Below are 23202 nucleotides of genomic sequence, written 5' to 3'. Positions count from 1 at the left end.
ACGGGAAATTACGGGAAGCTGCCAAGGCTGGGCAGCATGATTTTATCGGGAGAAAATCGGCAAAGGAAGAATATATTTTGCAAATCTATCCCGCAATTCTTTACAAACTTTTCTTTACTTTATTTAATTGATATGATATTATTTCATTAACATCAACATCATGGAAAAATGCTCCGATATCCCACGGAACGCCTGAAAAACCCAAAAGCGGAAGCTTTCCTGAATCGAGGTGCGCCCATGTCCCGAAAGAAAAAAATCATCGTGACGGTTGCCGCCGGGCTTCTGGTTCTCGGGCTCCTTTTTGGCGGGGCTTTCCTTTTCCAAATTTTTCGCGTGGAAAATCGGTTTCCCATGTGGGAAACCGCGCCCACAGAGGAAACCGCCCGTGACCCCCAGTTCTTTCCCGGTCTGAAGCTCGCCGAAGAGAGGGCTGCCGCCACGGCGGAGAAAATTGAATTTGACGTGGAGGTCCCTTCTACGGGAACCAAGGGAGACGTGGTGACCGTCGTCTACCGTGCAAAGAAAGAAAGAATCGGCTCTACCGGCGCCCTGTGGTGGCTTGAATATTTCCACAAGGGGAACTGGTACATCGTGTATACCCCCTGGGAAAACGAGGTCGTTCCCCTATCTGCCCATGAGTTGGACGGTCCAGTTTATGAACACAGGTTCGTATTTCCCACGGGCACATTAGCGATGGACGGGCAATATCGAATCTATAAAGACGGTCTTCCCTACTGCTACTTTGAGATGGATTCAGCAGGGCGGGAATAAGGCTTTATTGTGAAATTTCGACATTCCAAGGACTTGAATCGAGGTGCGCCCATGTCCCACAAAAAGAAGCTGCTTTTCGGTGTGGCTGCTGTCGTCCTGCTCTGCGCCATAGGCTGGTTGGCGTTCTTCCGTTTCGGGGAGCAGCGCCTGTCCGAAAGTGAAATCAGCAAATTGCGGGAAAAATACCCTGTTTGCGGGGATATCCGCACGCTTCCTCCCAATGGGGATTTGTTGGTTCCAACATGGGAAAAGGTCAAAGCACGTGAAGATACTTTTATTTACTGTACCATAGACGGGGACATGACGACCTATGACCAGTACATTTCCACCGGAAACCCGGAGCTGGACAAAAAGCGGCAGGAAAACGGAATCGGAGACGTATACAAATTTTACGAGTACCCTATCACCGTAATAGAAGATGCCGCCGGGCTGTTCCAGCCGGGAGACAAGCTGACGATCGCGTCCAATATGGATTTTGTGGACTACAAGCCTCGCCTGTCCAAGGGCATGAAAGCCATCGTTCCTGTCATTCGGGACATGGACGTGGAGACCCGTATGCAATTCGGCGTAAACGGCTTTTTCTACGTGACTGAAGACGGCTATGTTCTTTCCGCCTTTGACGAGCAGAAAGCGTCCATAAAAACGACAATCACCGGGGAAAAGGTGGACGTTCTCCTGAAAGAGCTGAAGCAGGCAATGAAGGAACGGGCGGCGGTTGCACCGCAGGCAGAACGGGAAGATGGCGAGCAATTTTCGTAAGTGCGTATCCCGACTGAAAGCTGTGCGGATCAATTGGGATTTGACTGCCAGTTGCGAGAAGCGGAAGGCACCCCTGTGTAAGGGGCGCTGCCGCACTATCGCAAAATGAGAAATCCTCCCTTCGACCAACCGTTGTGGGGAGGATTCGCTGTTTTCGGAACGCCCCTGCCGAACGGCAGGGGCGTTTGTTATGGAGAATATCTCATCAAAATTCGTTTTTCAGGCTGCGGGAGAACAGGGCGTCCAGCGTCTTGTGGGGGTCGGCGTTTTCGTACAGCATTCCGTATACCGCATGGCAGATGGGCAGGGAAACGCCGGTCTCCTCTCCCAGCTTGACAAGTGCCCGGACGGTGTGGCAGCCCTCGGCAAGCTCCTCAAATTTCTGCCCTAAAATCAGAGCCTCGCCGTACCGGCGGTTGTGGCTGTACTGGGAAAATACGGTGGCTTCGTAATCTCCCAAATGGCACAGCCCGTAGGCGGAAAGCTCGCTGCCCCCCAGGGCGGCGATCAGCCGGGCGATCTCCCGGGTGCCCCGGCTCATCAGCGCGCCTTTCAGGGAGGAAAGGTGAAGCCCGTCCAGCATTCCGGCGGCAATGCCGATGACGTTTTTCGCCGCCGCGCCCACCTCGTTGCCCAGCAAATCCCTGCCGTAATAGAAGCGGATCAGGTCGCCCGAAAGCTCCGCGACCAGCCGCTCCTTCAACGCCTCGTCCTCGCTGTCCAGCACCATGCAGTTGGGAATGCCCGCGGTAAATTCCTGCACATGACCGGGTCCCAGCCACACGGCGACCCCGGCGCTTTCCCCGGCTTCCTCCCTGACGATGGTGGAAAGCCGCTTGCCCGTGCCGATCTCCAGACCCTTCATGCACAGGACATAGGTCTTTTTCTCCGCCGGGCAAAGGGCGGCGATCTCCTTTATCAGACCCCGCAGGCTCTGGGAGCCTACGGAGATCACCAGCACAGGGCTTTCCAGCGCGGTTTTCAGGTCACGGGTCAGGGTCATTTCTTCCGGCAGGGTGGTCACGCCGTTGGTGCGGGTGGCAATCAGCGCGTCCATGCGGGCGGAACCCTCCCTGCCGTACAGCGTGACTTCATGCCCGATGCGGTGCAGATACCACGCCAGAAAGGTCCCCCATCTTCCACAGCCCAATACGGAAATTTTCATAAGCTTTACCCCCTTAGAATGGACGGAAAATATTTCCAGTTTGAAAAGCCTTTCTTTTACTTTGCAATCATTATATCATATCTTCCGCTGTCTGCAAAAAAGGTCGAAAGAAATTTTTGAATATCTCTTTCCCATTTCCCATATTTATGGTACACTAAAGAAACAGCAACTAGATGTGGGGCATTACAAGGAGGTCTTTGCCGATGGGAAATATTCTGGACTACGCAAGGGACTGTACCGCCAAATTCGCGGAAAAGCCTTTCTGCGAGGTGGACAGCCTGATCCTTTCCCAGCTTTCCTATCTGGATTTTTCCGGGCTTGTGCCGGAGACCCAGGAATCGCCCGTCTCCTTTATCGACCTTGCCGCCGACAGCGCCGTCGCTTCCCTGACAGCCCACGACAGGGTGCCGGAGCTGGACAGCCAACTGGTGCGTCAGGTCGCGGAAAACCCGCGGTTCCAGGGCTTGCGGGTAGCGGGCTATGTCAACATCATTGACAAGGAGGCGGAGGAGCAGTTTTCCGCCGTGACCTTTTTGCTGGAAGATTTTGCCTATATTGCCTATCGGGGTACAGATTCCTCCTATGTAGCGTGGAAGGAAGATTTCAATTTGGCGTTTATCTCCCCCGTACCCTCTCAGGTGGCAGGCGCCGCCTATCTGGACTGGGCGGCAGGAAGTATTTCCGGCGACCTGCGGGTAGGAGGGCATTCCAAGGGCGGGAACATTGCGGTGTATTCCTCCCTGTTCTGCTCCCCGGAGACCAGAAAGCGCATTGTGGGCTTTTACAGCCACGACGGTCCCGGGTTTACCGAAGGCGTTCTCCAAAGCCCGGAGTTTGCGGAAATGGAGCCCCGGCTGCACAAGACCATTCCCCAGTCCTCACTGGTGGGGCTGCTGCTGCAGCACCAGGAAAACTACCGCATTATCCGCAGCGAGCAGTTCTGGATCATGCAGCACGACCCCTTTTCCTGGGTGGTCACGGATTGCAGCTTTGAATACCTGGAAAGCCTTTCCTATGGGGCAAGGTTTCTGGACGAGAACCTGAACGCGTGGATCGCCTCCCTGTCCCCGGAGGAGCTGTCCGCTTTCGCGGACGCGCTCTATGACGTGCTGCGCGCCCTGCCGGGGGATTCCTTCTCCGACGCGCCGGACAAATGGTGGCTGGCAGCCGCTGAAACGCTGAACGGTCTGCGGGGGCTGGACAGGGACACCTATTCCTGCATTCTGCACACCCTCAGCTCCCTGTTCTCCCTGGCGCGCTCCCGGCTGAAGCTGCCCGTAATTTCTCTGGCAGATTTGAAGCAGTTTGGTCTGAAGCTGCCGGAACTGCCCTCCCCAAAGCGGGTCCCCCCTCCCCCGCCGCCGCTGGCGGAGGACTTCCTGAAAAGGCTCCCTCTCCACAAACGGGAAACGGAATAAGCCCTACAGAACATCAAGAAAGTGCAAGGAGTTAATCAAAGCCATGAAACGTGTCTATCCCCGCCATAAAGCCAGCCCGTCCGTCCGCTTTTTCTCTCTGTTCCTGGTCTGCCTGCTGCTGACCGTCTTCTGCTGCGCCGTGCCCGCTTCCGGGGCGGAGGAGGAAGAGCTTCCCGCCGCCGGCACAGCGGAAACAATTATAACGGAAGATGTCCCTGCGGAGGAAGCTCCCTCTGCGGACGAGACGCTTCCCCCGGAGGACGAGCTGCCGGAAAATACTTCTCCCCTGCTGGAAGCCCCTGCCGAAACCGTGACGTTGACCTTCCGGCTGGGAAATTTCGGCACGGAGACCCGCACTGTGGAAAAAGGGCAGTACCCCACAGACCTGCCGGAAATTCCGGCGCTACCCCGGGCACAGGTGCTGGGCTGGTACGACAGGGACGGAAATCTGGTCTACCCCGAGTCCATTCCCGCGGAACAGGACGCTGCCTACACTGCCCGCTGGAGCAGGCAGGTGTCCGACCTGCTGAACACCAGCGACCATTTCGCCTATGTTAAGGGAACGGATAAAGGGCTGTTCCGCCCTGACGCCAGCATGACCCGCGCCGAAGCCGCCCAGATGTTTTACTCCCTGCTGTGGGAGCAGGACGGGGAAACGCGCTCTTTTTCCGACGTTCACGGGCAATGGTACGATAAAGCGGTGGGCGTCATGGCTGGGCTGGACATCATTCACGGCTACACGGACGGCACCTTTCGCCCGGACAAGCAGATCACCCGGGCGGAATTTGTGACCATCGCTTCCAATTTTGACACCCTGGTTGATGGGGAATGCACCTTTTCGGACGTGTCCGCGGGCTTCTGGGCGGCGCCCCATATCGCCACCGCCGCGGAGCGGGGCTGGATCACCGGCTTCTCCGACGGCACCTTCCGCCCCAACAGCAAAATCACCCGGGCGGAAGCTGTGACCATTCTGAACCGCATGCTCCACCGGCTGCCCGACGCCGACGTTGCCGCCAAAACGGACGCCAAGAATTTCTACGATGTGTTCCCCGACCATTGGGCATATGCCAATATCGTGGAGGCGTCCACCGACCACAGCTATGTTCCCTACGGCGCGGCGGAGGAACTCTGGACCAGCTACACGCCGGACACCTCCTACCCCGAGAAAAGTGGCTGGGTCAGGGATAACGGCACGTTGTACTATCTGGACGCCGCCACCCGGAAATTCCTGCGGGGCGTCCACACCATCGACGGGAAAAAATACATTTTCAATAACACCACCGGGGCGGCGTTTACCGGCTTCCACATGGAGGGAAGCTGGCGGCGGTACTACCGCAACGGCGTGATGGTGGAGGATATCTCCAATCTGGGCGTGGTGAGCGGACCTTATTTTATCAAGGTGTATAAGGATTCCAATTACCTCATCATTTTTGCCAGGGACAGCGGCGGCAGCTACAATACGCCGGTGCGGGCAATGCGCGCCTCCTGCGGGTACGGCACCATTACCGGCACCTATTACACGCCCGACCGTTACCGCTGGCTGCAGATGATCGGAGACACCTGGGCGCAGTGGTGCACCCAGATACAGGGCAATTACCTGTTCCATTCCGTACCCAACTGGACCTTGAGCAATATGGACCTTGAGGTGGAGGAATACAACCACCTGGGCGAGACCCGGTCGCTGGGCTGTATCCGGCTGAACTGCAGGGACGCCAAATGGATTTTTGACAATTGCGCTTTGGGCACAAAGGTGACCATTACTACCGCGGAAAGCTCCGGTCCCCTGAAAAAGCCCGCGGGTATCCAGATCCCCTCCTGGCACACCTGGGACCCCACCGACCCCACCGCCCAGTGGCGCTGCCGGGAAAACGGCTGCCACTGAACGCGTTCCGCTGATCCCGATTTCCCGAAAAAGGGGGTTATCCCATGACCGTCTTCCTGGCGCTGCTTCTCTGCATTGTATTTCTGGATTTGAAAACAGCGGGCAAGGACCGCTTTTATTCCGACTTCATGTCCAGGGAGCGCACCAGCGCCGTAAACGGACTGTTCACGTTGCTGGTCTTTTTCAGCCATGCCGGGTCCTATCTTCCGATGGACGCTCCCGTAGACGCGCCCTACACCGCTTTCCGGGGCTTCCTGGGGCAGCTGGTCGTCGTGCCGTTCCTGTTCTATTCCGGCTACGGCATTCTGGAATCTATCCGGCAGAAGGGGCTTCCCTATGTGAAAGCGATCCCCTTCCGGCGGTTCTTCCGGGTGTTTTATCACATGGCGGTCGCCGTCTGCCTGTATATCCTCGTCAATTTGATTTTGGGAAATGAAATGACGGTATCCAACACGCTGCTGGCGTTTACCGGGTGGACAAGCATCGGCAACAGCAACTGGTACGTGTTTGCGATCCTTTCCCTCTATGCCATCGCTTTTGTCTCTTTCCTTGCCGCCCGGGGGAACCTGTATTTAGGCGCCGCGTTCACCACCGCGCTGACCCTTCTCTGCGTCTTCTGGCAAATGCGCCTGGGAAGGGATTCCTGGACCTACGACACCATGCTGATGTTCCCCGCCGGCATGGTATTCTCCCTTGCGCACCCTTATTTTCAAAAGCTCCTGGGGAAAAACGACACAATTTATATGCTTTTCTTTGCCGGGCTGCTGGCGGTGTTCCTGCTGGCAAATGAGCGGCGCGGCAGCAATTTGGGGTGGTACACCCTGTGGTGCGGTTTCTTTATGCTGCTGGTGCTTGCCCTGACCATGAAATTCTCTTTGAACAACAGTATCCTGCAATGGCTGGGCTCCCATGTGTTCAGCATTTACATTTTACAGCGCATTCCCTTTCAGCTGCTTTGCCGATTAGGCTATCGGGAACGCCCCTATCTCTGTATCGTTCTCAGCTTCTGCTTTACCGCCGTTCTCGCCGTACTGTTTGACGCCGCCGTAAGCAGGCTGGACCGCCTGCTCTATTCCCGCAGAAAGGAAAAGGGGAAAAAACTGCCGGAAAAGGGACCGAATCCGTAAAGCGAACCACAGAAAAAAATCCCTCCGGGGCGGGAAAACGCCTGACCGGGGGGATTTTTCATGTTGATTGAGAGGGATCCTCTCTATACGAAAAGGGGCAGCGAGGCAGATCGTCTGGAAAATCAGAGCTGATAGTCAAACTGCCTGTCCAGCCAGTCCATGGCAAGGCCGACCCAGCGGGCGTTGTAGTTGTCCCGGCTGCCGGTTTCCTCCGTACAGGCGGACATGCCGTGCCAGCCCTTGGGGAATATGTGCAGCTCAAAGGGGATATTCTCCCGGCTCAGCGCCAGGGAAAACTTCAGGCTGTTTTCCACCGGGACGCAGTCGTCCTCGGCGGTGTGCCACAGAAAGGCAGGGCAGGTCTTTTTGCTGACCCGTTTGTCCAGGGAAAAGTATTCATAGCCGGGTGTTCCCGCTTCACAGCCGCTGACGTTTTTAATGGAATCCACATGGGCGTGCTCGTCCGCCGTGATGACGGGATACCCCAGGATCATGGCGTTGGGGCGGTTCTTGCCGCCATGGTTGTCATAGACCTTCAAAAGCTCCGGGTCGTCCCACATGGTGCCTAGGGAGCAGGCAAGGTGCCCGCCGGCGGAAAAGCCGCACACGGCGATATGCTCCGGGTCCACCCGCCATTCCTGATGGCTGCGGACCGCCCGCATGGTCTCGGAAAGCTCCCGCAGGGGCTGGAAGCCTTTTGCACGCTCCCCGGTGGAATAGGTGAGGACGAACACGTTGTAGCCCCGGGCAAAGAAAGGCAGGGCTATGGGCTCCGCCTCCCGCTCCGATACCGCAAAATACGCGCCGCCGGGGCAGATGACGATGCCGGGATACTGCTCCCGACGGGTCTCCATTTCCCAGACAGGGGTGTGCAGGTAGCCTGTGACGGCTGCGCCGGAACCCTCTAGCGGGTGAAATGTGATAAGCTCCATAGGAAAGCCTCCTCAGGGAAAATTTTTCCGTTTTTTTCGCTTTTTCCATTATCCTCGCAGGAGGCGCCCTTGTCAAGGGGAGAAAATACGGAAAAAGGCTTGAAAAATCTCCTATTTTACAGTAAACTGGATAAGGCTTGAAAAAAGCCTAATTTTTGTAAAGAGGTGCATTGTTGTGGAGATCTTTCAAGACATTCTGGCTGCCATCGGCGTTGTGCTGAACGGCATTCCGCAGGGTCTGCTGGCGCTGACCTACGGCTTTGCTTCCGTTCCTACGGCGCTGGGCTTCGCGGTGGGCGCAGTCGCCTGCGGCGCGCTGGGCTCGGTAGCCCCCATTTCCTTCCAGGCGGAGACCATCGTGCTGGCGGGCAATATGGGCAAGAACCGCAGGGACAGGCTTTCCATGGTCATGTTCGGCGGTCTTATCATGGTGGTGCTGGGGCTGACCGGCGCGCTGTCCGCCATCACTGCCTTTGCGGGCGACGCCATCGTTCACGCCATGATGGCAGGCGTCGGCTTCATGCTGGTGAAGGTGGCGTTCGGCATGGTTAAGGAAAATTCACTGGTCGGCTGGGTTTCCGTGGCTTCCGCCGTCATCATCTATCTGGTGACCAAAGCGCTTGACCCCTCCAACGCTCTGGTGTACACCATCGTGGGGTCTCTCATCATTTCCAGCATTGCGGCAAAAATTGCCAAGCAGGAGCTGGGCGAGAACGCCATTTCGGAAAAAATGTGCCGGCTGAAGCTGGAAAAGCCCACCGTGAACCCCTCGGTCATTCGCGGCGCTTTGTCCCTGGCATGCCTGACCATCGGCGCTAACATCGCCTTTGGCAACATCACCGGCGGCATGGCGGGCGCAAACATGAACGTGGACCATCTCACCGTGTATTCCGGCTTGGCAGACGCGGTCAGCTCCCTGTTCGGCGGCGGTCCCGTTGAAGCCATTATTTCCGCCACCGGCGCGGCGCCCCACGCGGTGTGGGCGGGCGTTATCATGATGGCGATCATGGCGCTGATCCTGTTCTTCGGGCTGCTGCCCAAAATTGGCAAATTCGTTCCCAGCCAGTCCATTGCGGGCTTCCTGTTCATTCTGGGCGCTTTTGTCACCATTCCCGGCGACGGCGCTGCCGCCTTTGCCACCGCGGAAGCCGGCGGCTCTGTGATCGCGGCCGTCACCATGTCCGTCACCGCTGTGTTCGACCCCTTCTTCGGCATGCTGGCAGGTATCGCCCTGAAGCTGCTGATCGGCTGGACGGGTCTGGCACTGTAAGCCTTTTGCGAAAGGAGCATTTTCCATGGAACAGTATTATACGCTGGAGGTGGCAGGGGTCACCCGCCAGCTTCCCATTATGCAGGTATCCGATTCCCTGTGCATTGCAAGCTTTGTGATTTTAGGCGACTGTGAGATCGTCACAAGGTCCGCCCCGCTGATCGAAGCGAAGCTGCCCCAGGTGGATTACATCATCACGGCGGAGGCAAAGGGCATTCCGCTGGTGCACGAGCTGTGCCGTTTGCGGAACCTGCCCTATTACATCGTCGCCAGAAAGAGCGTAAAGCCCTATATGAGCAAGCCCCTGACCGACGAGGTGGTATCCATCACCACACAAAAAAAGCAGACCCTCTGCCTGGACGGCAAAGACGCTCTGCTTTTGAAGGGAAAACGTGTGGCTGTAGTGGACGATGTGATCTCCACGGGAGAATCCCTTTCCGCCATTGAACGGCTGGTGGAAAAGGCAGGGGGAAACATTGTGGCGCGCGCCGCCATTCTGGCGGAGGGCGACGCAGCCAGGAGGGACGACATCATATTCCTGAAGGAACTGCCCCTGTTCCCGGTGGAATAACGCGCTGCTCAAACCGTACTCTCTATATCAGCCCCTTTGCCGGGCTGATATACTTTTATAGGCAGAAAAAGCGGGAACTGCCGTTTCCGCTAAAAAGCGATGAAAAACGGAAAAGGAGATCGCCCCATGTTGAGACTGATAGAAGACGCGGAGTTTGACCGCTGCGTGGACTTCGCCTATGAGCTGGCTTTGGATCCTGCCCGGTCGGGGTATCCTACCTATTGCGACGGCATGAAAACCCGGGAGGATTTCATCTGCCGGACCAAGCTGTCCCTGGAACGCCCCTATGAGGACGTCCTGCTGTTTCTTGTGGACGAGGTGGTCGAGGGATTTATCGCCTTTGAGCATTTGGAAAAAGACCGTTATATCTACACCTACGTCTTCAACATACGGCGGGACACAGGGGCAGCGCTGGCGGAGTTTGTGGAGTATTGCCGGGAACGCTGGCCGGGGTTTACCCTCGACCTTGGCTTTCCGGCAGAGAATGTAGACGCCCTGAACTGGCTGGAAAGGACAGGCGTTCCCTGCACTGAGCGCTCCTGGAATTTCCTGCTTGACCTGGAACGGTATCAACCCCTGCCGCCGCCCTCCGGCGTAGAACGGATAACTGCGGACAATTTTGAGGCGTTTGCCGCCATTCACCGCCAAATTCAGGGTGAGATGTACTGGAACTGTGACCGGGTACGGGACACCATGGATCGGTGGGATATCTTTATCACCGAGGAGGGGAGCGCCGCCGGAGAGGTGCTCATGACAAGCGACGAAGACCCCCATCAGGAAATTTTCGCTCTGGACTTTACAGACCGGCAGTACCACGCGGAGCCTTTCCGGGCGCTGCTCACCGCCGCCCTGAACAGCCTGAAGGAAAAGGGTGGTCGATGGCTCACCTCTTTTGCGAATGAGGGAGACCCCGGCGGAGAGGTTCTGAAGGAGCTAGGCTTCCGGCTGATAGGGACGTATGTAGGTCACCGGCTGACATTGTAAACAAAAAAATTGATACGCCTGATATGTTCAAAGGCAAAGGGAATCATATTCCACGCCGTCCAGCTTCTTCCACAGGAACTTTCCGCTTTTCAATGTCATATAGCTCCTGGGGGAGTTTTCCTTGGGAATGGAAACCGAGCCAGGATTCAGGTACCAGAAGCCGTGGGAGCCGTCCTTTGCCGGGACATGGGTGTGCCCGTGGAGCAGTACATCGCCGGGCTGCAGCGCCGGGGGCGTTTCCAGATCGTGGTGATGTCCGTGGGTGGCGAAAATCAGGTGATTTTCCGCTTCCAGCAGGCAGTAGTCCGCCAGCACCGGAAAATCCAGCACCATCTGGTCCACCTCGGCTTCGCAATTGCCCCGGACGCAGAAGATTCTGTCTTTATTGGCATTCAGGAGCGAGATGACCTTTTTCGGCGCGTACCCCTCCGGCAGGTCGTTTCGCGGACCGTGGTACAACAGATCTCCCAGCAGCAAAAGCTTATCCGCGCGCTCTCTTTCAAAAGCCTCCAGCAGCTTTTCACAGCAGGGCGCAGACCCATGGATATCCGATGCAATCAACCATTTCATAGCACAAGGTCCTTTCAAAAACAGATTCTGGAAAAGGAGAGATTCCAATGGAACTACCATTCCAAACGTCGCCGGGACGCATTTTCGCGCTGGACGGCAACGGGGAAATTCTGGCAGAGGTCACCTTTCCCACAAAGGAAGACGGCGTAGCGGAGATCGACCACACCTTTGTGGCTCCGGCGCTGCGGGGACAGGGCATTGCCGACCAGCTGCTGCAGGCGGCGGCAGACACCCTGCGGGCAGAGGGCAAAAAAGCAAGGCTGGTCTGTTCCTATGCCGTCACCTGGTTCGACCGCCACCCGGAGTATGAAGACGTAAGGGCAGAGTAACCCTTGCGGCGCAGCCAAAGCTTTTTCCGCCCATTCTGCGAATCTTGAAACACCAAAACCCATAGAACAGTGTACCTGTGAGGCAGTGAAAAAAGACGGTTCTCCGTAGGAGAATTGTGGTATTTCATACCACAAAGTCTTTTTTCCGTCCATTGATGGGAGTGTACCCTAGAGACTACGAAAAAGAATGTTCGGCGTTCTTTGTCGAACTTTCTTTTTCCGCCCATTATTTCCATTATTTACGGGAAATATATTCGTAATAGATCCAGCCCTTGTCGATCCTCACCCAGCGGCCGTCCGGGTCGTTGTCCTTGCCGTACTCCTCCAGCACGGTGACGGTCTCGCCGCGCTTCAGCGTGGTGACGGCAGGGTAACCGGCGCCCGGTCCGGTGCGGACATTGACGGCGGCGCGGGTCACCCGGGCGGGATACGAGCCGTCATAGTCCACCCGGTACTCGCCTACGCGGTCCAGAAAGCCCTGCCAGGCGGAAAAATCGTTGACGAAAGGCGCGGGGCAGGTCTTGTGGGAAATATCGTTGTGGCGCACCACGTTTTCCAGCGGGATCCCGTAGCGCATCATCAGCTCCCGCACCAGCCGGGCGGTGTTGTCCATGGTGCCCTCCCGGAAGTACCAGTCATCGTCATAGGGAGATTCCGCGTGGGCGGCGTCCACCTTTTCACAGCACATTTCAATGCCGATGGAATTTCCGTTCCGGCAGGCGTCGTGATAGTACACATCGTTGCCGCAGTGCCAGGAAATGTCCCTGTCCATCACACAGCGCCATATCCCGTCCGAATCCACAAAGAAATGGGCGGAGGCGGCACGGTATCTGTCCTCGAAGGACAGGCACTCCCCGTGGGCGGAAACGCCCGGCTCGGCGGTGTAATGCACGGTGATGTAGTCGATATCGTCAAAGCCGCGCTGGGCGGCGCGGAAGTTTACCTTGGTCAGCAGCTCGCTGATCTGCAGGGAATGCTGCTCCTGATTTTTCTCCGGCAGCAGATAGTGCTTGCCGTCGATGACCTGCCAGCCGGTCTGCAGCACCCCGGTTTCGTCAAAATAGTAGGTGTATTCGCCGATATGCTGGAAGCCTGTCAGGGGAACCCCCTCTGTGGGCTGATAGGAAAAGCCTGTCTCGTCCGCAACCCACGCGGCGCCGCTATAGCGGTCGGGAAATTCCCAAAGCTCGCCGTCGTCCGTCCGGGCATAGCTGTGAGAGGTGGCGGCTTCGCTGATCTGGGAATACGCCCAGTAAGTTCTTTCCACATCGGAAAACTCTGTGGTTTGGGAAATGCGCACGGCGTTTTTATCGGCGGTGCGCCCCAGCATAGCGTTCAGAATGACCACTGCCTCCGCCCGGGAGATGGGAGAGTTGGGGCGGAAGGCGCCGTCCGGGTAGCCCTTGATCCAGCCGTGAGCGACGGCGGAGGTGATAGAGGGGATCGCCCACTCCGCCGTGTCCAGATCCGGGAATGTTGTCTCGCTGGACAGCAGCCTGCTGAACCGGGCGGCAATGGTGACAAATTCTGCCCGGCTGATGCTCCGTCCCGGGCAGAACAGCCCGCTGGGATAGCCGTTGATTGCCCCCAGGGAGGCAAGCGCCCGTACAGGCTCCGTGTACCACTGCCCTTCCGGCACGTCCTCAAAGGAAAACTCCGGGGACTGGGGTTTGTCTTTCAGCAGGGAGTAAAACATCTGGGCGGTTTCCGCCCGGGTAATTTTCCCGTTGGGGCGGAACGCGCCTTTATATCCCTGAATATAGGCGTCGTGCTGCTGGGTCTCCAGCAGGTCGCCCACCTCGTCACAGACGGTGGGGAAGTAGGGGATCGTTTCGTCAACGTTCTCCGTCTCATCTTCTGAGGGAACAGTCTCCGTTTCTTCCGGGGCAGTTTCCACAACGGCGAGCGGCTGCGTTTCCAGAGCGGGGGAACCGTCCCCCTCTGCCGCCAGCGCGGCAGGAGAATAGGACAACAGGCAGGCTGCGGCAAGCAGACAGACGGACAAACGTTTCCACAACATAACAAAAAATACCTCCCAATAACAACCTCTTGAAAAAGGTCGGTGCTTTTCGAGCTTGCGAGAAAAGAGAGGTGTTTCACACCTCAGACCTTTTTTGTAATGATTGCTTGCAATCATTTTCACACCTGCGGTGGGCAATCGTGAAGCCTCTTTGTGCAAAGAAAAGCCCCAGTGACCCGACCGCAGACTTCTTTCTTTCTAAATTCGTATAACATCTTAAACGTCTATTATCGTACCGGCGCGGAATGCGCCGACCACTTGGAAGAAAGCCGGTGCTTTTCGAGCTTGCGAGAAAAGAGAGGTGTTTCACACCTCAGACCTTTTTTGTAATGATTGCTTGCAATCATTTTCACACCTGCGGTGGGCAATCGTGAAGCCTCTTTGTGCAAAGAAAACCCCTAGCGACCCGACCGCACCTGCGGTGAGCATTCGTGCAGCGTCCTTGCACAAACCGCAAGCAAATCACCCGACCGCAGACTCTTTCTCTTTTTGGACATCTGGCATCCGGCATCTAACGTCCAGCGTCCATAATAGCAGAGCAGGACGCAAATTGCAAATCCTGTCAAAAATTGTCATACCAGCATTTTCCTCTGTTTTTCCCGGCTTTTCGGGAAAAATCCTCCTGCAAAACGGCATTTGTAAAATTTTGGAAATCAAGAAAGGACGATAGAAAATGAAAGCGACAAAATGGATCGCTTCCCCGGTGGGAAGCCTGCGGCTGACCGAGGAAGACGGCGCGATCACCGAGCTGCTTTTTGAAAAATGGGACGGCAGGGCGGAGCAGAAAAGCACGGAACTGCTTTCCCGGGCGGAAACACAGCTTGCGGAATATTTTTCCGGGCAGCGGCGGGAATTTGACCTGCCCCTCGCCCCCAGGGGCACGGACTTCCAGCGCCGGGTGTGGAACGCTTTGCTGACCATTCCCTACGGGGAAACGAGAAGCTACGGGGAGATCGCCGCATTGGCAGGATCGCCCAAAGCGTTCCGGGCGGTGGGCTCCGCCAACCACAACAACCCCATTTCCATTTTTATCCCCTGCCACCGGGTGATCGGCGCGGACGGTTCCCTTACCGGCTACGGCGGGGGCATGGAAGTGAAAGCCGCCCTGCTTGCCCTGGAGCGGGGAAACCGGGCAGTGGGAAAAATTCGGCTGAGCACGGACAAGACTGGAAAAATCTTCCTGCAAAACGGCTGATTTCCCTCCGAATTGGGAGAAAATCGGTAAAAAACAGAAAAAATCTGGGCTTTTTCGGAAAAATGAATTGTATCTTGTAAAAATTTATGATATACTCTGGTATACATAATTAGGGGTCGCCTACCTGCGGCGGCTCTTGGGACATGAATTTTCCGAAGTTTATCAAGGAGTGGATTTTTCTTATGAAAAAGATGTACCACAAGCGCCGCGGCAGACTGGTCTGTCTGGTGCTGGCGCTGACGCTGCTGGTTTCTGCCCTGCCCATGGCGGGCATGACGACAGCTGCCGCCAGCATGAAGGGTGCGTTCTTCACCAGCGGGAACCCGGCGTTTGCCTACGTCATCACCGGGCTTCGCGCGGAGGACGGCGATAACACTGTGAAGCTGTACCAGAATGCCGATATGCAGTCCTACGAAGGCTATACCGGCGCGTACACCATTCCCGAGCGCGCTTTTGACGCAAACGACATGCGCTTTTACACCGTGACGGAAATCGGCGGCGCGGTGGGGGACGTGGTCCTTGGCGCGCTGGAAAACGTGCCGCTGCAAAGCATTGTCCTGCCCGGCACCGTGACCACCATCGGCTCCAGGGCGTTTTCCGGCTGCACCAGCCTGACGGAGATGACCTTTCCCAGTGCTGTCAACCGTCTGGCTGCGGACGCCTTTGCCGGGGTTTCGCTGCACAAGCTGACGCTGGACGTATCCGCTACCACTACCCTGACCAGTGATACTGCCTACACCGCCGCGAACGGCGCGCTCATCACCCTGCCCCGGAGCCTGACAGACCTGACGGTTTCTTCGCCATTGACGATTGCCGGACAGATCTCCGTTCCCGGCTCTGCCAGAATGACCAATACGGGGATCACCATTCAGTCCGGCGCGGTGCTGACCCTGTGGGGTGCGCTGTCCGGCACGGGCGTGATCGAGGTGCGAGAGGACAGCTCCCTGGTCCTGGAGGCTTCTCCCGTAAGCTACAGCGGCTCTATCCGCCTGACCGGGGTGCATTCCAATTTCATCAATCACAGCTCCTCTCCCGTTACGGTGATGAACGCCATGGGGCGGGCGGTTTCCGTTCAGCCCGGCGAGACCTTTACCGGCGGGCAGGAAAGCAATGACCCCAACCGTCCCGGCTCGGACCCGGAAGACCCTGATGCGCTCCGCCCCAAAATCGTCACCAATTACGGCGGCGTGGTCACAGTGGAGGACAAGGGCAAAGTGGTGGTGATCTCCGCCTATGACGGATATCACGTGGAAGATGTGACCATCAACGGACTGCCCATGGGCAGCATTACCCGCTATGAATTTGAGGTCGCCAGCGAGCAGAACAGCGTAGATGTGACCTTTGCCGAGGGAAGGATTCCCGCCGGGCCCAGCCTGCCTGTGGTAGACCCTGCCGCCTTTGTTGATATCCCCCAGGGCGCCACTTATGCCGATTCTGTGGCTTTTCTGGCGCGCAACGGCATTTTGCAGGGCGTCAGCCAGACCCGGTTCGCCCCGGAGCAGAGAGCCGACCGTGCCATGTACCTTTCCGTGCTGAAGCGGCTGGAGATCTATGGAGCTGAGTTCCAGGTTGAATGTAAGGAGCCTGTTTACGCGGAAGATATCGAAAGAACCGCATGGTACGCCGACGCCTCCGCCTGGGCGGCGGGTACAAAAATCTTCCCCCTGCAGAACGGCGCGTTTTTCCCTGACCGCCTGATCACCAGAGAGGAAGCCGCCCTGTGCCTGGCACGCTTTACCCACGCCAGAGGATATGCCACCATGGTGGATATCGGAATGTACCATGGGTACCGCGATTCCGGCCTGCTGGAGCCGGAAGCCCGCAACGCCATGCTGTGGGCGGTGTCCAGAGGTTATCTTTCCGCCCCTGACAAAATGCTGAACCCCGCCGGGCAGCTCACCCGGGCGGACATGGCAAAGATGTTTGCGCTGTATCTGCAGATCAACTAAGCGCCGCCTGTGCATACCGAATTGCCGGGTCGCCATACGGCAGAACAGAAAATATTCGGAGAACACCGAATACGTTCGGTGTTCTCTTTTTCTATCGGTTCAGTTTCTGTTCCTGCTTCGGGAATTTCTGAAATTGTGGAAAGCCTCTAAAAATTTTTCCCTGAACTTTGTGATTTCCCACAAAAGAAATTGGGAAGATCATATGATATAATAGATATTGGATTCCAGATGCTTAGAAGGGACAAAAAAGTGGCGGCCGGGTGATTTGCCTGTGGTTTGCACTGTGATATTTCACGAATGCCCATTCTCGCCTGTCGGCTCGGTTGCTGCATGTCGGTGGCATGCGTCTGGCAACGTTCCCGCTTGTCAGCTCGGCCGGTCATGGACGATTGCCACTGGCAATCATGACCTCGGTCGGGTCAGATTCCCCCTACCGGGACACGCTCACCCATGTGTTAGGCGTCAGAAAAGATAAGAGTCTGCGGTCGGGTCGCTGGGGGGTCTTTGCACAAAGAGGCTTCACGATTGCTCACCGCAGGTGCGAAAATGATTGCAAAGCAATCATCACGAAGAAAGCCTGAAGCGCGAAGCACTTCTCTTTTCTCGCAAGCTCGAAAAGCACTGGCTTTCTTCCAAGTGGTCGGCGCATTCCGCGCCGGTACGATAATAGACGTTTAAGATGTTATACGATTTAGAAGGAAAAAAAGTCTGCGGTCGGGTCGCTGGGGGTTTTCTTTGCACAAAGAGGATTCACGATTGCTCACCGCAGGTGCGCCCACCGCAGGTGCGTGTTTGGTAGGAAAAGTAGAAAGAAAAAGAAAATTTGGGGAAGGAAGGTCAAATCAAGTATGTCTGGTAAGATTTCTGCGCTGTTTGGCGCACAGGACATGACGCAGGGGAAACCCATGAACAATCTGGTGCGTTTTTCAGTGCCGCTGCTGATCGGCAACATGGCGCAGCAGCTTTACAGCACGGTGGACTCCATCGTGGTGGGGAATTACGTGGGTGACAGCGCGTTGGCTGCCATCGGCGCCAGCGGTCCCATCATCAATCTCCTGCTGGTGCTGTTCATGGGTATTTCTGTCGGCGCGAGCATTATGGTCTCCCAGTATTTTGGGGCAAAGGAAAGGGAAAAGCTTTCCGCAACGATGGGCACCACCATCACAGCCACCTTTGTCACCTCGCTGATCATCATGGTGGTGGGACCGCTCATCACGCGCCCGGTCATGTCGCTGCTGGATACCCCCGCCGATATTTACGACGCCTCCTGCGCCTATATGATCATTATTTTCCTTGGCTTTATGGGCAGCGGCTTTTACAACATCATTTCCGGCGTGCTGCGCGGGCTGGGTGATTCCATTATGCCGCTGGTATTCCTGCTGGTGGCTTGCGGATTGAACATCGTGCTGGACGTTCTCTTTGTGGCAGGCTTCAAGATGGGGGTAGACGGCGCCGCCTGGGCGACCATCATCTCTCAGGCGATCTCCGGCATTCTGTGCATCGTGCGGCTGCTCCGCATGAAGGATGTGCTGACGATCACGCCGAAGCTGCTGATCCCCCGGAAGAGCCTGCTGTTCCAGCTGATCCGTCTGGGTCTGCCCAGCGGTATCACACAGGCGATCTTCTCCTTTGCCATGATTATCATTCAGTCCCTTACCAATTCCTTCGGCACGGCGGTGATTGCCGCGAATACGGTGGTCATGCGCGTGGACGGATTCGCCATGATGCCCAACTTTACCTTTGGCACCGCCATGACTACATACGCCGGGCAGAATATCGGCGCAAGGCGCATCGACCGCGTGGAACAGGGGACGAAAAAGGGACTGCAGCTGGGGCTGTCCGTTTCCGTAGCCCTGGTGGCGCTGATCCTGCTGTTTGGCAGATATCTGATGGGAATGTTTACTCAGACGGAGCAGGTTATCGAGCTGGGTCAGCAGATGCTGTTCACGCTGGCGATCGGATATATCGCCATGGCGGTGACGCAGATCCTTTCCGGCGTAATGCGCGGCGCGGGCGACACCATGACCCCCATGTGGATCTCGATCATCACCACAGTGGTGATCCGCGTTCCCGTGGCGTATGGGCTGGAGCTTCTCACCCGTCCTGCCGGCGGTACGATGGGCTCCGGCGCTCCCACCCCACTGTACCTTTCCCTGCTGATCTCCTGGGTCGTGGGCGCTGCCCTGACTTCTCTTGCCTATGCCCGGGGCGGCTGGAAAAAGAAAGTGATCGTCAGCGTTCCTGCAGGTACGCCGGAGGGACCACAGGAGGTCCAGCTTGAGCCGGACGCCAAAAACAGCTGAACCGCTTTGCTGATATCGCAGAGTTTTCCGTTCTGCGCGGTCATACTGCGGGAAAGAGCATGAGCCGGAAAAAGCAGCTTGAAGCTTTTTCTGGTGCTGAGCCGGGAAAATATCCCCTTTGAGCTGCATATCTTCCCCAAGGATCGGCACAGTATACCTGTCATTTATAAAAACAACAACGCGAAGCTCTTTTTCAGGGCTTCGCGTAATTTTTTCCAAAGCTCATGGCGCCGTCCTGCGGGACAGTATCATTCTTTCCAGCTCCTTCGCGGCAATGCTGAGCGTTTGATCCTCCCGCTTGATCAGGCAGATCGCCCGCTTCGGAATTTGTTCTTTCAGCTCCAGCCGCATCACGGCGGGACCGCCCTCCTCGGACAGGAAATCCTGCGGGACGAAACCGATCCCCAAATTATTTTTCACCATCGGTAATATCTGATCCGCTGTGGCTGCCTCGATATCCGGCTTAAATTCCAACCCGTGCTGCAAAAACCAACTTGTGTAAAGCTCATAGGTCTTGGCGTGCTTTCCCAGCGAGATAATAGGAAACTGCGCTAATTCTTTGAGAAAGACGGTCCTTCCGCAAAGCTGGGAAAATGCCGCGCCGCAAACTGCCGTTTCCTGAATTTCCTTGATATTTCTGATTTTCAACGCCCGCTGCTCCCCTGTGGGCGTTGTGACCAGCGCAATATCCGCCGCGCCGCTTTTCAGCGCGGAAATTGCCTGCAGGGTGGAATAGTTGGCAATTCTCAGCTTGACCTTTGGGTAATGGAGCCGGTATTCCTTCAGGACCGGCAGCAGGAAGCTCCGCAGAGCCACCTCGCTGGCGCCCACCGAAACTGTGCCGCTTTCCAGCCCTTTTTCCATTGCCAGCTCCTCCTCCCCCGCCTGAATCTGCTCCACAGCGATTCGGATATGCTCGTACAGCCTTTCCCCCTCCGGCGTGAGCCTTACCCCGCGGTTGGAGCGGATAAACAGGGTGCACCCCAGCTCGCTTTCCAGCTTTTTGATGGTGCGCGTAACATTCGGCTGGTTGTTTATCAGGGCATTGGCAGCCTGTGTGAAGCTCCTGTATTTTGCCACATAGAAGAAAATCCGATAATAGTCGTAATTGATGTACATTGTGTTTCTCCCGGGGTTTCATATCAAAATGAGATTTCTTTAATATCAAACATACATTTTACACATAGTATACCAGAATTATAAAATAAGGGGGAACGTGTGTCAACCGTTTTCAAACGGGAACAAAATGACAGGGGGCTTTTCTCCATGAACAAAGACCTGACCGTTGGAAAATCTTCCGCCGTGCTTTGGAAATTCTGCCTTCCACTGTTCGGAAGCATTCTCTTTCAGCAGCTCTACAATATTGCGGACAGCTTCGTAGCCGGGAAATTCATCGGCGAGAACGCCTTGGCGGCAGTGGGCAACAGTTATGAGGTCACCCTCATTTTTATCGCGTTCGCGTTCGGCTGCAATATCGGCTGTTCGGTCATCGTGTCCCAGCTGTTTGGCAGGAAGCAGTACGGCGACCTGAAAACCGCCGTGTACACCACGCTGATCGCCGGCGGCGTGCTTTGCGCCCTTTTGATAGCGGCAGGAACGGCTTTCTGCTCGAACCTTTTAGCCTGGATCCATACCCCGGACAATGTTTTTGCAGATTCCAAGCTGTATCTGGACATTTACATTCTGGGTCTCCCCTTTGTTTTCTACTACAATATTGCCACAGGGATTTTTTCCGCCCTGGGAGATTCCAAAACGCCGTTTCTGTTTCTCGCCTGCTCCTCCCTGTCAAATATCGCCGTGGATATCCTCTTTGTGACCGCCTTTTCCATGGGGGTTGCCGGAGTGGCTTGGGCGACCTTTCTCTGCCAGGGGGTCAGCTGTGTCCTCGCGGTCGTTTTTGTCTTCCTCCGTCTTGCCAAAATAAGAACGGGAACCCCGCCCCGGCTGTTTTCCTGGCGGCTGCTGGGAAAGGTCGCCGCCATAGCGGTCCCCAGCATTTTGCAGCAAAGCTTCATCTCCGTGGGAAATATCCTGATCCAGGGGATCATCAACACCTTTGGCTCTGCCGTGATGGCGGGCTATTCCGCTTCCATCAAGCTGAATAACCTGATGATCACCTCTCTGACGACGCTGGGCAACGGCATTTCCAATTTCACCGCGCAAAATCTCGGCGCCGGAAAATATTCCCGGATCAGAGAGGGCTTCCGGGCGGGGCTGAAGCTGGTATGGCTCATATGCGTCCCGGTCACGCTGCTCTACCTGCTGTTCGGAAGGACCCTTGTGGGCATTTTCCTCGACGCGCCTGCCGGGGTCGCCATGGATACCGGGGTCAGCATTCTCTCCATTTTCGCTCCATTTTACTTTGTGGTTGCCGCCAAGCTGGCAGCGGACGGCGTATTGCGGGGCGCCGGAATGATGCGCCAGTTTATGGCAGCCACCTTTACCGACCTGATTTTGCGGGTAGTTCTGGCAAAGCTGCTGTCCTCCACCGCTCTCGGCGTAATCGGTATCTGGGCCGCATGGCCGATCGGCTGGCTGATTTCAACGGTTCTGTCCATTCTTTTCTATCGGTCGGGGAATTGGCAAAGGGCAGGCTTAGATCAGACTGACGCGTAGTTCTTGCAAATCCGGCGCAAAGCGGGTATAATGGCAGTAGTATTTTGGAAAGCTGTGAGGATATTTTATGAAACTGGGAATCGTGGGGCTGCCCAACGTGGGCAAAAGCACCCTGTTTAACGCCATTACCAACGCCGGAGCGCAGTCTGCAAACTACCCCTTCTGCACCATCGAACCCAATGTGGGCGTGGTGGCTGTGCCGGACAAGCGCCTCCTGAAACTGCGGGATATGTACGAGCCAAACAAATTCACCCCTGCCACCATCGAGTTCGTGGACATTGCCGGGCTGGTGAAGGGCGCCTCCAAGGGCGAGGGGCTGGGCAATAAATTCCTGTCCAATATCCGGGAGGTGGACGCTATCGTCCACGTGGTGCGCTGCTTTGAAAACGACGACATCGTCCATGTGGAGGGCAGCATCGACCCGGCGCGGGACATCGAGACCATTGACCTGGAGCTGATTTTGTCCGACATGGAGGTGCTGGAGCGCCGCATTGACAAAACCAGGAAAATGCTGAAGGCGGACAAAAAATACCAGACCGAGCTGGATTTCTTCGAGCGGGTGCAGTCCGCGCTGGAAGCGGGAAATTCCGCCCGCAGCGTGGAGTGCAGCGAAGAGGAGGCGGAGCTGCTTTCCTCCGTTTCCCTGCTGACCAACAAGCCCATTATCTTCGCCGCCAACATGAGCGAGGAGGATTTCAAAAACGGCATTGAGGAAAACCGTTTCCTGAAAACGGTGCGGGAATTTGCCGAAAAGGAGCACGCCGCCGTTCTGCCCATCTGCGCGGAGATCGAAGCGGAGATTTCCTCCCTTGACCCGGAGGAAAAGGAGCTGTTCCTTGCCGACATGAACCTGACGGAATCCGGGTTGGACAGGCTTATCACCGCCTGCTACGACCTGTTGGGGCTCATGTCCTACCTGACGGCAGGAAAGGACGAGGTGCGGGCATGGACGATCCAGAAGGGCACCAAAGCCCCCCAGGCAGCTGGAAAGATCCACACCGATTTTGAGCGCGGCTTTATCCGGGCGGAGGTCATCGGCTTTGACGAGCTGATGAAATGCGGCAGTATGAGTGCCGCAAGAGAAAAAGGGCTTGTCCGTTCCGAGGGAAAGGAATATGTCATGCAGGACGGGGATATTGTGCTGTTCCGCTTCAACGTATAAGGCTCCCTTTTTCTCCATACACTTTAGAGATGATTTTACAAAGCAAAGGGCAGGGCAGACCGATTTGGTCGCCCTGCCTTTCCTGTTCTTGGAATCGGTTCAGATCGCAAAATCTCCATTGCGGAAAATTTCTACTTCCCTGCCGTCCTCAGTGACGCCCACGATCTTCATATCCGGGG

The 23202-nt window shown here is 56.3% G+C and carries 19 protein-coding genes; 14 read left to right on the top strand and 5 right to left on the bottom strand.

Annotation, left to right across the window (positions count from 1 at the left end):
* Nucleotides 1-237: 237 nt before the first annotated feature.
* Together AB8996_RS04355 and AB8996_RS04350 are read left to right on the top strand one after the other, a co-directional pair.
* Nucleotides 238-771 carry a hypothetical protein gene (locus AB8996_RS04355; protein WP_369297749.1) on the top strand — a complete coding sequence of 178 codons (534 nt, stop codon included), beginning with the start codon at nt 238-240 and terminating at the stop codon, nt 769-771.
* A 9-nt stretch (nt 772-780) separates the two neighbouring features.
* The gene (locus AB8996_RS04350; RefSeq protein ID WP_369297748.1) at nt 781-1530 is read left to right on the top strand and encodes a hypothetical protein; all 750 of its coding nucleotides are present in this window, start codon (nt 781-783) and stop codon (nt 1528-1530) included.
* 205 nt (nt 1531-1735) lie between these two features.
* Here AB8996_RS04350 and AB8996_RS04345 read toward each other — a convergent pair whose 3' ends face one another.
* Entirely contained in the window at nt 1736-2695 is a 960-nt protein-coding gene (locus AB8996_RS04345; RefSeq protein WP_369297747.1) for an NAD(P)H-dependent glycerol-3-phosphate dehydrogenase, read from the bottom strand.
* A gap of 203 nt (nt 2696-2898) precedes the next feature.
* Here AB8996_RS04345 and AB8996_RS04340 point away from each other — a divergent pair, with 203 nt between their 5' ends.
* From AB8996_RS04340 to AB8996_RS04330, 3 genes are read left to right on the top strand one after another with little or no spacing between them, the layout of a single operon-like run.
* On the top strand, nt 2899-4113 hold the full coding sequence (locus AB8996_RS04340) for an Mbeg1-like protein (protein WP_369297746.1): 1215 nt from the start codon (nt 2899-2901) through the stop codon (nt 4111-4113).
* A 43-nt stretch (nt 4114-4156) separates the two neighbouring features.
* Nucleotides 4157-5995 (top strand): S-layer homology domain-containing protein, encoded by a 1839-nt coding sequence (locus tag AB8996_RS04335; protein ID WP_369297745.1) that lies wholly within the window; start codon nt 4157-4159, stop codon nt 5993-5995.
* A gap of 44 nt (nt 5996-6039) precedes the next feature.
* Nucleotides 6040-7122: an acyltransferase family protein gene (locus AB8996_RS04330; RefSeq protein WP_369297744.1), complete on the top strand. Its 1083-nt coding sequence runs from the start codon at nt 6040-6042 to the stop codon at nt 7120-7122.
* A gap of 122 nt (nt 7123-7244) precedes the next feature.
* On the opposite strand, the gene AB8996_RS04325 is transcribed toward AB8996_RS04330, so the two are convergent.
* Complete coding sequence (locus AB8996_RS04325) at nt 7245-8054, bottom strand: alpha/beta hydrolase (RefSeq protein ID WP_369297743.1); 810 nt, start codon at nt 8052-8054, stop codon at nt 7245-7247.
* Between the two features lie 175 nt (nt 8055-8229).
* Here AB8996_RS04325 and AB8996_RS04320 point away from each other — a divergent pair, with 175 nt between their 5' ends.
* The 3 genes from AB8996_RS04320 to AB8996_RS04310 all read left to right on the top strand — a co-directional run bounded on the left by AB8996_RS04320 (nt 8230) and on the right by AB8996_RS04310 (nt 10879).
* The gene (locus AB8996_RS04320) at nt 8230-9324 is read left to right on the top strand and encodes an NCS2 family permease (protein ID WP_369297742.1); all 1095 of its coding nucleotides are present in this window, start codon (nt 8230-8232) and stop codon (nt 9322-9324) included.
* Nucleotides 9325-9349: 25 nt separating this feature from the next.
* Nucleotides 9350-9895 carry a phosphoribosyltransferase family protein gene (locus AB8996_RS04315; RefSeq protein ID WP_369297741.1) on the top strand — a complete coding sequence of 182 codons (546 nt, stop codon included), beginning with the start codon at nt 9350-9352 and terminating at the stop codon, nt 9893-9895.
* 126 nt (nt 9896-10021) lie between these two features.
* Nucleotides 10022-10879: a hypothetical protein gene (locus AB8996_RS04310; protein WP_369297740.1), complete on the top strand. Its 858-nt coding sequence runs from the start codon at nt 10022-10024 to the stop codon at nt 10877-10879.
* Between the two features lie 27 nt (nt 10880-10906).
* Here the strand turns inward: AB8996_RS04310 and yfcE are convergent, their stop codons facing one another.
* Entirely contained in the window at nt 10907-11449 is a 543-nt protein-coding gene (yfcE, locus tag AB8996_RS04305; RefSeq protein WP_369297739.1) for a phosphodiesterase, read from the bottom strand.
* 47 nt (nt 11450-11496) lie between these two features.
* Between yfcE and AB8996_RS04300 the strand changes: the two genes are divergently transcribed.
* Nucleotides 11497-11778: a GNAT family N-acetyltransferase gene (locus tag AB8996_RS04300; protein WP_369297738.1), complete on the top strand. Its 282-nt coding sequence runs from the start codon at nt 11497-11499 to the stop codon at nt 11776-11778.
* Between the two features lie 235 nt (nt 11779-12013).
* Here AB8996_RS04300 and AB8996_RS04295 read toward each other — a convergent pair whose 3' ends face one another.
* Nucleotides 12014-13798 (bottom strand): S-layer homology domain-containing protein, encoded by a 1785-nt coding sequence (locus tag AB8996_RS04295; RefSeq protein WP_369297737.1) that lies wholly within the window; start codon nt 13796-13798, stop codon nt 12014-12016.
* 673 nt (nt 13799-14471) lie between these two features.
* On the opposite strand from AB8996_RS04295, the gene AB8996_RS04290 reads away from it, so the two are divergent.
* The 3 genes from AB8996_RS04290 (at nt 14472) to AB8996_RS04280 (ending at nt 19245) form a co-directional block, all read left to right on the top strand.
* Nucleotides 14472-14993 (top strand): methylated-DNA--[protein]-cysteine S-methyltransferase, encoded by a 522-nt coding sequence (locus AB8996_RS04290; RefSeq protein ID WP_369297736.1) that lies wholly within the window; start codon nt 14472-14474, stop codon nt 14991-14993.
* A 182-nt stretch (nt 14994-15175) separates the two neighbouring features.
* Nucleotides 15176-16942 carry an S-layer homology domain-containing protein gene (locus AB8996_RS04285; RefSeq protein ID WP_369297735.1) on the top strand — a complete coding sequence of 589 codons (1767 nt, stop codon included), beginning with the start codon at nt 15176-15178 and terminating at the stop codon, nt 16940-16942.
* A gap of 848 nt (nt 16943-17790) precedes the next feature.
* Nucleotides 17791-19245: an MATE family efflux transporter gene (locus AB8996_RS04280; protein ID WP_369297734.1), complete on the top strand. Its 1455-nt coding sequence runs from the start codon at nt 17791-17793 to the stop codon at nt 19243-19245.
* A gap of 222 nt (nt 19246-19467) precedes the next feature.
* On the opposite strand, the gene AB8996_RS04275 is transcribed toward AB8996_RS04280, so the two are convergent.
* Nucleotides 19468-20364 carry a LysR family transcriptional regulator gene (locus AB8996_RS04275; protein WP_369297733.1) on the bottom strand — a complete coding sequence of 299 codons (897 nt, stop codon included), beginning with the start codon at nt 20362-20364 and terminating at the stop codon, nt 19468-19470.
* A gap of 147 nt (nt 20365-20511) precedes the next feature.
* Here AB8996_RS04275 and AB8996_RS04270 point away from each other — a divergent pair, with 147 nt between their 5' ends.
* Entirely contained in the window at nt 20512-21861 is a 1350-nt protein-coding gene (locus tag AB8996_RS04270) for an MATE family efflux transporter (protein ID WP_369297732.1), read from the top strand.
* A gap of 67 nt (nt 21862-21928) precedes the next feature.
* A complete protein-coding gene (gene ychF, locus AB8996_RS04265; RefSeq protein ID WP_369297731.1) occupies nt 21929-23023 on the top strand; it encodes a redox-regulated ATPase YchF in 1095 nt (364 codons plus the stop codon).
* Nucleotides 23024-23202 lie beyond the last annotated feature (179 nt).

Source organism: uncultured Neglectibacter sp., assembly GCA_937958185.1.
GTDB lineage: Bacteria > Bacillota > Clostridia > Oscillospirales > Acutalibacteraceae > Acutalibacter.
Note: the sequence above shows the minus strand (reverse complement) of the source record. Positions and strands in the feature narration are given on the sequence as shown.